10 protein-coding genes are annotated in these 13,092 nt (G+C 41.9%); all 10 read right to left on the bottom strand.

Annotation, left to right across the window (positions count from 1 at the left end; genetic code table 11):
- Nucleotides 1-23 precede the first annotated feature (23 nt).
- The 10 genes from NRI27_RS11220 to NRI27_RS11265 all read right to left on the bottom strand — a co-directional run bounded on the left by NRI27_RS11220 (nt 24) and on the right by NRI27_RS11265 (nt 12,925).
- Nucleotides 24-812, bottom strand: a complete 789-nt coding sequence (locus NRI27_RS11220; protein WP_371390761.1) for an MBL fold metallo-hydrolase — start codon at nt 810-812, stop codon at nt 24-26.
- 12 nt (nt 813-824) lie between these two features.
- Nucleotides 825-1,676, bottom strand: a complete 852-nt coding sequence (locus tag NRI27_RS11225; RefSeq protein ID WP_371390762.1) for a two-component system regulatory protein YycI — start codon at nt 1,674-1,676, stop codon at nt 825-827.
- Nucleotides 1,663-3,006 carry a YycH family regulatory protein gene (locus NRI27_RS11230; RefSeq protein ID WP_371390763.1) on the bottom strand — a complete coding sequence of 448 codons (1,344 nt, stop codon included), beginning with the start codon at nt 3,004-3,006 and terminating at the stop codon, nt 1,663-1,665. Before NRI27_RS11230 ends, NRI27_RS11225 begins: the two co-directional genes overlap by 14 nt.
- Nucleotides 2,997-4,820, bottom strand: coding sequence for a cell wall metabolism sensor histidine kinase WalK (walK, locus tag NRI27_RS11235; RefSeq protein ID WP_371390764.1), 1,824 nt, complete (start codon nt 4,818-4,820; stop codon nt 2,997-2,999). The genes NRI27_RS11230 and walK overlap by 10 nt, the downstream gene beginning before the upstream one ends.
- A 5-nt stretch (nt 4,821-4,825) precedes the next feature.
- Nucleotides 4,826-5,536, bottom strand: a complete 711-nt coding sequence (yycF, locus tag NRI27_RS11240) for a response regulator YycF (protein ID WP_317945280.1) — start codon at nt 5,534-5,536, stop codon at nt 4,826-4,828.
- An 841-nt stretch (nt 5,537-6,377) separates the two neighbouring features.
- Complete coding sequence (locus NRI27_RS11245; protein WP_371390765.1) at nt 6,378-7,838, bottom strand: peptidoglycan DD-metalloendopeptidase family protein; 1,461 nt, start codon at nt 7,836-7,838, stop codon at nt 6,378-6,380.
- Between the two features lie 348 nt (nt 7,839-8,186).
- The gene (gene dnaB / locus NRI27_RS11250) at nt 8,187-9,542 is read right to left on the bottom strand and encodes a replicative DNA helicase (RefSeq protein ID WP_371390766.1); all 1,356 of its coding nucleotides are present in this window, start codon (nt 9,540-9,542) and stop codon (nt 8,187-8,189) included.
- Nucleotides 9,543-9,557: 15 nt separating this feature from the next.
- On the bottom strand, nt 9,558-10,004 hold the full coding sequence (gene rplI, locus NRI27_RS11255; protein ID WP_317945286.1) for a 50S ribosomal protein L9: 447 nt from the start codon (nt 10,002-10,004) through the stop codon (nt 9,558-9,560).
- A 2-nt stretch (nt 10,005-10,006) separates the two neighbouring features.
- On the bottom strand, nt 10,007-11,974 hold the full coding sequence (locus NRI27_RS11260; protein ID WP_371390767.1) for a DHH family phosphoesterase: 1,968 nt from the start codon (nt 11,972-11,974) through the stop codon (nt 10,007-10,009).
- A 12-nt stretch (nt 11,975-11,986) separates the two neighbouring features.
- Nucleotides 11,987-12,925, bottom strand: coding sequence for a YybS family protein (locus tag NRI27_RS11265; protein WP_371390768.1), 939 nt, complete (start codon nt 12,923-12,925; stop codon nt 11,987-11,989).
- Nucleotides 12,926-13,092: the final 167 nt, after the last annotated feature.

The following is a 13,092-nucleotide window of genomic DNA, read 5'->3' on the forward strand; positions in this document are numbered from 1 at the left end:
GTAGGCAAGGTTCTTTGTTTCTATTAGACAGTGACAAGCGTTGTCGGTTGTTCCGCATCGGTATCATGTAAGTGAACGAATTCCCCGGTGCGGATGCCGCATGCTTCCAATGTTTGCGAAACACTCATCCTTGCGAGATCTTTCATATTATTATCCTTGCTCAGATGTGACAAATAAATGCTTGTTTGTTTTTCCGCAACCACTTCACTCATTGCAATTGCAGCATCCTCGTTTGATACATGGCCAACATCGCTTAAAATCCGTCGTTTAATCGACCATGGATAACGACCCATTTGCAACATGCTGACGTCATGATTACTTTCAAACACAAACGCGTCTGATGCTGCAATATGGCCTTTCATCCGATCGCTCACATATCCTGTGTCGGTTATGATGGAAAGCTTTCGGTCTTTTTCATGAAATACATAGAACATCGGATCGACAGCATCGTGCGAAACGGCGAATGACTGGATGTCGAGCGTTCCGAATGACAGGGACGTTTCCATATTAAAATGAAAACGTTGTTCTAATGGAACTTCACCGACAAGCCCATTCATCGCGTTCCACGTCTTTTCATTCGCATAGATCGGTACTTTATGTCTTCTTGCTAGTACGCCGATACCTTTTATATGGTCACTATGTTCGTGCGTTACAAGAATACCATTCACATTTTCCATGGTGCGACCGATTGCCGCAAGTTGTTGCTCAATTCGTTTCGCACTTAACCCTGCATCGACCAAAAAAGCATGGTCATCTGTCTCGACATATATAGAATTGCCCGTACTCCCGCTTGCGAGCACACTAAAACGCATTAGAAAAACTCCTTATTCTTCATCTACATCTACATCAACGTCAACGTCAACATCAAGTTGAGGCTCATCAACTTTCTCCAATTGGAAGTCTATCACTTTACCTTCAATGGCATTGATGAAATGTTCCTCGATACTACCATCTTTTAATTCTACACGAATGTTCCAAGTCGGAGCAAACACCTGGATTTCGGTTAACGGCACGAGTGACGAATAGCCTGGCGTTACGCTAAGCACTTTAGAATCCTGTTTCAAATAGCCGCGCGTTGCCAAGGAACCCACCGCTTCGTCTTGTGTCATTAAATCTCTTTTCTTAGACTCTGTACTGAACTTCTCAAGCATGCGTTGCTCGTAATGCGTAACTTCATAGTCATCATTCCAATGCACGACAACCATAGCATTTGGACTGTAGAAAATCGGTTCACCATTCACCATCTGAAAGAAGGTTGCCTGTTGCTCTTCTTGATTCACTTCCCATAGTGTGTACTCGTTGCCATGCCAAACGTACTTCATCATAAATTCATTGAAATCAAAATCACCTTTATCATTTTGAATCGCTATAGCTGTATTCATGTCCGATTCTATATGTGTGTTGTTCTCAATGACAATCGATTGGCTAACGAGTGTCTCGAGTTCTTCTTTTGTAAACTTCTTAATCGTTGCGGTCACAGATGAATAGTCATTTTTATTCACTTGAGGAAGGTTATACGTAATGTTTTCTTGCTTCATCACTTCTTCGATTGAAGTCTTTGAAATGACTTGAACATTTTGCGCGTCTGTCAGCTGTTGCACATACAAAGAGTAAAGAAAAATATTCAAAATGGAAAAAACGATGATAAAAATCGTTTTTGTTTTATTCCAATCCAAATGGCTCACCCCCTGTTTGCTCAGGTGTATAACGTTTCCAAGTTCCTTTGAATAAATAGAACCAAGCCGGCTCCAACACGAAAATCCGTTGCTCTAAGTCGTGTTTCATCATGTATCCAACGGTCAATTCTTCAACTAAACTAAAATCGAGATCTTCCGATTCCATGAGGGATTGTACAACATTCGTCCCCGAAGGAAGATCCATATTTTCATTGAAAGACAGTGATGATTCCAACGTGTAATACGGGCGGATATATCTAAAAACCCGATCATCCCCATAAAATTGTACAATTTCCGTTAACCCAGAGGCATCACTTTCACTATGCACAGGATATCCATTGATGAACAATTGGAATTTCACATAGCGCGAGAGTGAATTGATGTAAGAGTAACGGAAAGAATCCGTCCAGCCACCGTGTTCATTAATAGAGTCAATCACATCCAATAACAAATCAGACGGTTTTGCCGGCTCCCTTGCTTCTGCAGCAGGATGAACAAAATCCAACATTTTCGTTTCGGTATTCACAACCATTAACGCATGGTCATCTCCAAATTCCTCATGATTGTGATCCACTTGACTTCGTTTAACCGCATTTGGGTCATTGAACAAAGCATCGCGGAAACGACCTGGACTGATTTCCTCTTGATAGTACGTTTTTTGTACCATCGGAACAGGTTCATCGGGTACCGCTAAATACGTCGGTTCCTGATTCTTTACTTCCACATAGTGTGTCAGTTCCTCACTCTCCATGATGATGGACTGATAAGACTTCGTCGTGTCTGCCGGATTCGCTTTTCCGTAAAAATGGATTCCTGTTGCTCTGTTAATAAAATGCACTTCAAACGCAATCGCTTTAGGATCCCATCTGACGATCAATCGATCAAAACTAAATTCCGGCAAATTCTTTTTCGTCGTTTCGTCAATCGGTAATATTTCATCATAGGCAGGTAAAGGAACCTGTCCATTGAAGTACAATGTAAACTGGTTAGGCTGTTCAAAAAACTCTTTCATCTGTACTTTATTCATTTCCGTAGGGTCTTGCAGGAGCTGAGACACTTTCCACGTCCCCATATCCCTTAAAATTTTGTCGATAGCTATTTGATCGGTCGTACCTTTCAGTTCCTCTTCGTATTTGATTAAGAACTTATACGGTTTAACGACATCTTTCACATCTTTTTGTTGACCGATTGAAATATCGACGGTTTTTGATTGGTCAATGGGCGCGAGCTGTGGGGAGTATGTCCAAATTGAAAATGTAAAAGTGATACTCATCAATACGAGCAACAGGAGGATGATCGATTTGATTGGTTCAATGTATTTCAATCCCATTCACCGTCCTCTTGTTGTTCATATGGTAACGTGAAAAACACGGTCGTTCCCATTCCTTCTTCACTTTCCGCCCATATTTCCCCACCATGGGCATGAATCATTTCTTTTGCAATGGCCAGTCCAAGTCCTGTACCGCCCATTGCTCTAGATCTTGCACGGTCCGCACGATAAAACCGCTCGAAAATCCGATTGACGTTTGCTTTCGGTATGCCAAGTCCATCATCAGAAATCATGACTTTAATAAAAGAACCTGATAATGTAACACCAAAACGAACGTCTCCGCCATCTGGAGAGTATTTAAGCGCATTTGAAATAATATTATCAATAACTTGGGTCATCTTGTCCGTGTCAATTTCTACAAATAGATCGGCTGACGGCAATAGTCGCTTAAATTGAACCTTTTGCGACTTGGAAAACTCGAATCGTTCAATGATGGAGTTAAAGAAATGATTAAACTCCACCCATTCTGTATTCAATTCGTACTCCTTGCTGTCCATTCTTGATAACTTCAACAAGTCATTGACGAGTCGAATCATCCGCTCTGTCTCTGTTTGCGTGACTCGGAGGAACGAAGGTGCAATCTCTTCGTTTTGCCAAGCCCCTTCAGCGAGTGCATCCAAATAACTTCGCATCGTTGTAAGTGGTGTACGAAGTTCATGGGAGACGTTCGATACAAATTCACGTCTTTCCATATCAATTTTCTCCTGCTCGGTATTGTCATGAAGGACGACAATCAAGCCATTCACAAATCCCGTCTCCCGCTGCGTGACGGAAAAAGTTGCCCGGAGAATATACGGTTGTTCTTCCGTACTGAAATCCAATGCAATGGAGTCCCTCACTTGAATGAGATCTTCAAATGTATAAGATTGTTCCAAGCCAAGGATGCTAGCAATCGGCCGGTTAATGACAAGGTCACGTGTCATGCGCAACATTATGAGTGCAGAATCATTAATGAGGCTTACCCGTCCTTTTCTGTCTGTAGAAATAACGCCATCGGTCATATTTTCGAGGACAGATGCGAGTTTCCTTTGCTCACTTTCGGTTGTCGATTGTGATTCTTGCAACTGATTGGTGAGATGGTTAAAGGCGATCGCCAATTGTCCCATTTCATCATTCCCGTAAACGTGCACTTTCCGTGAGAAGTTTCCTTGCGCCATCGCTTGCGCTTGTCTTCGCATATCTGATATCGGTCTCGTAAATGTTTGTGCAATGAAAATGCAGATAATAATTGTGATGGTCAATGAAACTGCCACACTACCTGCAAGGATCTGGTTAATGTCATCGATTTGTTTAAACACTCGTTCAATATTTGCTGTCACGTAAAGTGTACCGACCACTTCTGCATTTTTCTTTATCGGTTTCACTAACACCATTACTCGTTGACCGAGCGATGTATCATAATTGATGGCTTCATGAGCCGATTCCGAAGAAATTGCCCGTCGAACACTATCTTCCATAGATCGCTGTCCGACGAGTGATTGGTTGTCCAATGCGGACGTGGCGAGTATTTTGTACTTTGTATCGATGACGCGGATTTCGAGAATATCTTCTGACGTGAAGCCAGAAAGAACGGTTCGAAGACTCTGTTGAGTTGTAGGGTCTTCAGATGAACGTTCTTTTGTGATTTCCTCACGTACACTGAATTCCACTAGATTGATTCGATCAATAACCGAGTTTCTAAAGTTTTTCTTTAACGTATCCTCAAGCTCCTTGGCAAAGTAAAGACCAATGATTTGCATCGCAAGGAGAATGAGCATGATGTAAATCAGAATAAATTTAACGTGGATGGAACGAAAGAAGCCCACTTTTTGCATGTGCCTTACTCCTGTTCCGGGTCACGTAAATAATATCCTACACCGCGTCTTGTGACGATCCACGTCGGGTGGCTTGGCGTATCTTCAATTTTTTCACGCAAACGACGAATCGTTACATCGACCGTTCGCACATCACCAAAGTAGTCATAACCCCAAACGGTTTGAAGTAGGTGCTCACGTGTCATCACTTGCCCAATATGTTTTGCCAAGTAGTGAAGCAATTCAAATTCACGATGCGTCAATTCAATGGATTCCCCACGCTTTTGTACCAAATACGCATCTGGTTGGATTATTAAACTGCCGACCGTAATATCATTCGTTACTTCCTCTTGTTCTTCCGATAATGTTTTGGAATGTCTACGTAAATTCGCCTTCACTCTAGCGATCAATTCACGCGTCCCGAACGGTTTCGTCACATAATCATCCGCCCCTAATTCCAAGCCTAATACTTTATCAATCTCAGAGTCCTTCGCTGTGAGCATAATAATCGGGAAATCATATTTCTTTCGTACTTCCCTACACACTTCCATGCCATCCCGTTTCGGAAGCATTATATCAAGCAACATAATATCCGGTTGCACCTCTTCTAATTTCTGAAGGGCCTCATCTCCGTCATATGCGCAATGCACCGTAAAACCTTCCTTTTTCAAATTAAACTCTAATATATCCGCAATCGGTTTTTCATCATCTACGACAAGAATCGTTTTATTTTGCATACGTCATTCCCTTTCTCGCCTAACATGGCGTCTCTATCATTGTCTTATAACTTTATCATTGTTGCGATGAATACGCACTTACCTAGCTATATAACATATAACTTCTAGTCTTACTATTCTATGGAACTTCCAAGAATCCTTCCCCAAAACTCGCCAAAATATTTCCCGGGGAATCTCAAAAGCGTAGGGTGGCGTTTAGCTGCGACAGGCGCTGGAGATCTTGAGGAAAAGGCGCTCTTTGCCTTTACCTCAAGATTGAAGCGTCCCGAGCAGCTGCCACCCGCAGCTGGATGCCTCTAAAGCGTAGGTCGCCACTCTAGCTGCGACGGGCATATGGCAAAGACGTGGCGTGGCGCTCTTTGCCGCGTTCGAGGCGATTATGCGGTGTTCTGAGGAGTTATGCGGCGTTTGCTTGGAATATGCGGCGTTCTGCAGTTTTTTGCTCCGATTGAAGGAATTATGCAGCGTTCTGAGAAGTTATGCCGCGTTTAGAGTCGAATAGACATGGTCGAGACGAGCTGACTTGGACATGGGACGCACGACGCTTCACTCGAGACGCAATAAAAAAGCCATCCCCTCATTCAATGAAAAAGCACCCTATCTTGTAAACAGGGTACTTCATTTTTATGTCTTGCTCACTCTTGCAATATTCCTGTGTCATTACGATAATCAAACTTTCCAATTTTCCAACGTGAACCTTACTTAATTCTAACGTAAAGCCCTTTCCGTATGCCAGCACCTGATAATGGAAACCGACTGTGTTTAGAGTCGTTCTTATCCTGCTTACATACGTATAAGAAAAAGGAGACGCTCACAGATTGCTCTGGCGTCTCCTTTTTGTTTAACGTAATACGCTCAATGGATTAATATTGGATCCATTTTTCATGACTTCAAAGTGTAGATGAACACCTGTAGAACGGCCAGTGGAGCCCATGACGCCAATTTTTGTCCCTTGAGGAACCGTTTGTCCCACTTTGACATCGATTGATGATAAGTGAGCGTACAATGTCTCATAGCCATTGTTATGTGAAATGACAATGTAATTCCCGTACGTACTATGTCTTGTTGCTTTTGTTACAACACCATTGTCAGCTGCAAAAATAGCACGGGTCGATGGACGGGCAATATCGATTCCTTGATGGACTCTTCCCCATCTTTTGCCCATTTGACTAGATACATAGCCACCATCAGCTGGCCAAGCGAAATTACCGGTACCTCTTGATGGAATGACTTTTGTGCCAACGATAGTCACTTCATGTTGCGGTTCTACTACTACTTCTGTTTCAGCAACTGCTTCACCGATTACGGTGCCATTTTTCTTGCGAATTTTACGCGTGACAGACTTCTTGCCGTCTGCTCCCGCTTGCTTTAACTTCTTTTCACCTTTGAATTGTGTTTCGTCTTTTTCTGTCAGTTTCTTAAAAGGGATCGCTTCAATAGCTTTTGATTCATATAATGCCTCTACTTCTACAAATGGTTCAAGCACCGTGACATTTAATTCTTGACCAATTTGAAGGACGGAATCTTCCGTTACACCTGGGTTCAATTCCATTAATGTAGCAGTCGGCATATTATGAGCGACGGCGATTTTACCAAGTACATCTCCAGCTTGTACGGAGTATTTTTTCTCTTCCAATGTTCCTTTATTCATCAGCTTCAACGCATCTTGTACACTACTGATCTGATCAGGAGCAACTTCTCCTTCGATTGGTTGAACATCTGCAGTAAATTGAATATCGACTAGGCGTGTTTCATCTTCTTTCAATGCGGGTATTGCCGTAGTAGATTGTTGACGAGCTTTGAAAGCATTCAATTCTGTTTCAGGAACAGTTTGGATTGTCAGTTGTTTAATCACTTCTTCGTATTCAGCCATATCCTTTACATAAAGAGGAATTTCCTCTCCGATTTGAATACCAATGGCTTCCGCTTCTACTGTAAGTAGATTTTGAAGTTTCGTTAGAACTTGGTCATCATCGGTTCCTGCTGAAAACACTTTTTCAGGCACGACGGATAATTCTGTTCCGATGACTAATGGGAGATTGGCATATGTGGCAGTCGCTTTTTCAAGTTCGTCTTGCTTGAGTTGTTCAATCTTTTGCTCGTCAGAAACTACGCCAACGTATTGACCTTCTGAATAGACATGATAAACTGTTTGCAGCCCACTCGCTTTATCCTCATCAGCAAAACCAGCACTCATGCCGATACTTGCGAATAAAATAGTAGCCAGTCCTACTTTCTGCATTTTCTTATATAGACGACTTCTCTTATTCTCTTCTTGTATGTTCACTTTCTTGTAAAACATGAATGGAACTCCTTCCGACTAGCAATGTATCAATTGCAAATCATCCTGAAAGATTTTTACGCCACTCTAATTTACCATACTCGCTAACTCACTTGTCATTTTCCGACTATTTGTAACGAATTTGTAGTATTACAACCAAATATTCTTATTTTTTTACAAATGTTAGGTAATATTATGGAGAACAATGAAGGTTGTTTGCACTAGATTGTTTGGGAAAATCTCGATTCCCGAAAAATATGGAGTTCATACAAAGTACTTTAGTTTCATGGAACCGGTTCCACTTGCACAATGAACAGAATAAAAAAAAGCCAAGATGAGCTGCATTCTAACTCTTCTTGGCTTTTTTCATTATTCATGAGAGGGTCTTTCGTGCTGACTCCAATCAATGTTTAAGAACTTATTATACTCTTTGGCAAACGCAAGCGTAACCGTTCCAGTCGGACCATTCCGTTGCTTTGCAATGATAATTTCAATCATATTTTGGTTTTCGGTCTCTTTGTCGTAATAGTCTTCACGGTACAAAAATGAAACAATATCGGCATCTTGCTCGATACTTCCTGATTCCCGTAAGTCAGACATCATCGGACGCTTATCTTGACGTTGCTCTACGCCCCGGGAAAGCTGCGATAGTGCAATAACCGGGATTTTTAATTCACGGGCAAGCGCTTTTAAGGAACGGGAAATTTCAGAGACCTCCTGCTGACGGTTCTCACCTGAACGTCCACTACCCATAATGAGCTGCAAGTAGTCAATCATGATCATACCAAGACCATGCTCCTGTTGAAGGCGCCGGCATTTTGAACGAATTTCGTTAATACGGATACCTGGCGAATCATCTATGAAAATCCCCGCATTGGACAAACTACCCATTGCCATCGTCAACTTTCGCCAATCCTCCGATTCAAGGTTACCGGTACGCATTACTTGTGCATCGATGTTTCCTTCAGCACAAAGCATACGCATAACGAGCTGTTCTGCACCCATCTCTAGGCTGAAAATCGCGACGTTTTCATTTGCTTTTGTTGCCACATTTTGTGCCACGTTCAAGGCGAATGCCGTCTTACCGACGGAAGGCCGCGCCGCGACAATGATCAAATCATTGCGCTGGAATCCTGCAGTAATTTTATCAAGATCTCGGAAGCCTGTCGGAATACCCGTTACTTCACCTTTTCGCGTATGCAATAATTCAATGTTATCGTATGTTTCGACGAGAACATCTTTTATATGTTTGAAGTCTCCGGCGTTTTTCCGATTGGATACTTCCATGATCCGTTTTTCCGCTTCGGATAAAACCGCTTCCACTTCATCTTCTTTCGTAAAACCTTCTTCGACGATATTTGTCGCAACACGAATGAGGCGGCGTAAAATGGATTTCTCTTCTACAATTTTGGCATAATACTCAATGTTTGCTGCAGTCGGGACGGCGTTTGCAACTTCCGTCAAATATGATATGCCACCGACGTCTTCGAGTTCCTTTTTGGCAGAAAGCTCTTCCGTCACGGTGACGACGTCAATCGCTTGTCCTCTATCACTTAAGACGAGCATCGTATTAAAGATTTTTTCATGTGCAGTCCGGTAAAAATCATCCGGAATTAAGATCTCTGAGGCAGTAATAAGCGCCTCAGGTTGCAGGAAGATCGCTCCTATGACAGATTGCTCAGCTTCATTGTTATGTGGAGGGACGCGATCATATACCTGATCCATCATAATCGCTCCCTATCATTCTTCTGTTACATGGACTTTAAGCGTAGCTGTTACATCCTGATGCAACTTAATCGGCACGTTTGTATAACCAAGTGCACGAATAGCATCTGGAAGTTCCATTTTACGTTTATCCACTTTAATCTTATGGTCTTTTTCAAGCGCACTTGCAATTTGTTTTGTTGTAATCGAACCGAATAGTCGACCACCTTCTCCTGATTTTGCTTTTAATTCAACAGTAATTTCCTCAAGTTGTGCTTTTAACTTTTCTGCTTCTGCTAATTCTTCAGCTGCATCCTTTTCAGCACGTTTTTGTTGGCCTTTTAATTGACTGAGGTTTGCAGGAGTTGCCTCTACGGCCATGTTGTTTTTCAACAAGAAGTTCTGTGCATAACCAACTGACACTTCTTTCACTTCACCTTTTTTACCTTTACCTTTGACGTCTTTCAAGAAGATTACTTTCATGTTCAATTTCCCCTTTCCAATTTATCTTCTATAGCGGTTTTTAATAATGCTTCCGCTTCTTCTATTGTTCCCACTTCTAGCTGACAGGCAGCATTTGTTAAATGCCCACCGCCACCAAGCTCTTCCATGACGAGTTGCACATTCAACTCCCCTAAAGAACGAGCACTAATGCCAATTTTGCCATCTGAACGGTACGCAATGACAAACGAAGCAATCACATCTTTCATTGTTAACAATATATCTGCCGTCTGTGCAATGAGGACTGAGCCATAGACGACCTCGTCCTGTCCTTTAGCAATTGCAATGCCCTCCGGCGTCAGCTCGACGGTCTCAATGAGTTTTGAACGCTCGATATACGTATCAATGTCTTCCTTCAATAACCGTTGAACAAGAACGGTATCTGCCCCTAATGTCCGCAAATACGACGCGGCTTCAAATGTACGGGAACCTGTCCGTAACGTGAAGCTTTTCGTATCGACGACAATACCGGCTAACAGAGCAGTCGCCTCCAGCATCGTGAGCTTTTCATGCTTCGGTTGGTACTCCAGCAACTCCGTAACAAGTTCCGCAGTAGAGGAAGCATACGGTTCCATATAGACAAGCATCGTATTGTTAATGAATTCTTCACCACGTCGATGGTGATCAATCACAACGACTTTCTCAGCCTTATCAATTAAACGTTCATCAATCACCATGCTCGGTTTATGCGTATCGACAACAATGAGTAGTGTTTTTTCAGTCACTGCCGCTAACGCTTCATCCGGGTCAATGAATTGAGCGTATAACTCTTCGTCCTTTTTAATTTCCTCCATTAGACGTGTGACACTCGCGTCCAATTCATCAAAGTTTAATACGACCTGTCCTTGGATATTATTCATCCGAGCCATTTTCCTCACGCCGATAGAAGCACCGATTGCATCCATATCTGGCATCTTATGACCCATAATTAATACTTTGTCGCTTCCTTGAATCAAATCTCGCAATGCATGGGAAATGACACGGGCACGAACTCGGGTCCTCTTCTCAACCGGGTTCGTCTTTCCTCCAAAAAATTTCAGCTTGCCATCTGTATGCTTAATGGCAACTTGGTCCCCGCCGCGCCCTAATACGAGGTCAAGGCTTGATTGGGCCAGCTCCCCTAGCTCAGTAAGAGAGGCAGAACCAGTTCCAACACCGATACTTAACGTCATTCCTGCATTTTGAACAGCCGTCTTTTCGCGAATATCATCCAGTATTGTAAACTTTGCCGTTTCGAGCTTGGACAAAATGGCTTCATTAAACACAGCAATAAACCGATCGGAAGCAATTCGTTTTACAAAGATTCCGTTGTCTGTCGCCCATCGGTTTACAAGAGACGTCACAAGTGAATTGAGCTGACTACGTGTTTGATCATCCATTGTCTGTGCCAGTTCATCATAATTATCAATTAACATAATGCCAAGGACAGTACGATCTTTGTAGTACAGCGATTCGATTGTCACTCTTTCCGTCACATCAAATAAATAGAGCAACTTCTCTTCTGCCCGATAAATGACTTTGTATGTTGAATCATCGACTTTCAACATAGACTGCTGGTCTTCACTCTTTAAGACGGATTGAAAGCCATCGGATAACTCAAGGAGCTCTTCTCCGATCAACGTTTCTTTTTCAAATATCTCAACAGCATATGGATTTGCCCATTCGACAATCTGCTTTTCATTAAAGAGTAAAATGCCAATCGGTAATTCCAATAGCGCTTCTTCTCCAACCTTCTTCATACGATATGAAAGGGCTTCAATATGTTTTTCTGTTTCAATATACGTTTGGTCTTCTACTTTCCAAGCAATGCCGATGGAAATCGTAAAGCAAATTGTAAATAAAAGTCCTGCCCAGAAGTTTAATAAGAACAATAGGAAAGCTGCTATCAATCCAAGGAGAGATATGACAGTCAATGGATACCGGATTGCTCTTTTTCTAAAAAATGACTTCATCGTCTCATCCCCTTACTTCAAGTTGTCTTTTCCAATCAATGCCCTAATGTTCATGCCGATGTCAAGAATACCGAGAAGTGTCGTTATAGGATTAAATAGAAACGCTAACAAGACTGAAAAAAATGATACAACCTTTGGCAACTTCAACGTATGCATGATGTATAAAATTAACGCAAACCCTTGAAGAGCTAATAATGTTCGAATAATTATCGTTGCATTCACGTAGAACAAATAGGCAGACGATTCTGGTCGTATGTCCATCATGTATGGAAGTACAACGAACAAACCGTAAATGAAGATTGTAATGAGTGGTAATCTCATCTCACGAAATGGTGAAAATTTCGGTACGTCATGGCCAAGTCTCCTCAGCACTTCAAAGTTCGGAATAACCATCAGAAATGTAAAAACGTATACCATTAGAATAAACATCGCTGGAATTGCAGATTGATAATAGACGAAAGCCGATTCCACAATGCTTTCGTACAATTTCGGTTCCATGCCTGTCGCCTCAAAAGACTGAAGAAATTGCCCTTTTGTTTCGTTCATTGCTTGAAAAATAAGATCTACGACATTGAAGTTAAAAAATAGTACGCCAATGATATACCCCAGCATGCCGATTGCAATTAAATAGATACCAGAAGCCATGAACGTATACAACTTGGATTTTCCAATCAAAATGGTTTCGGCTATTAAAAAACCTAACACACCTAACAGGACAGCAAGCGGGATTATGTACAACCCTCCAACTAGAAGTGTTAACAAACTTCCGCTAAAAACAACAAAAATTGTAGAAATTCTATTATACCGTAATCGATAAAGGATGATGGGCAACGGTATGAATGGAAAAATGACAACCCCAATTAGCGGTATGTAAAAAGCTCCAGCTAACAGAATTGTAAAAAAGGCGACCATCATCGCACCAAAAACAAGCTTTTGTGAGTGGTCTTGCATGAATTTGTTCCTCCGTCCAGTCAATGGACTATTTTTAAAGTAGTATCCTGAAACGAATAGGATTTCTTATAATTGTATCACGATTAAAGTTATTAACCAAAGACCGTACTCATCTCAATGACCAAGTAAAGTCCTATACACGTTCAGTTTTTTATATGTACGGGATA

The organism is Sporosarcina sp. OR05 (assembly GCF_041414805.1).
Lineage (GTDB): Bacteria > Bacillota > Bacilli > Bacillales_A > Planococcaceae > Sporosarcina > Sporosarcina saromensis.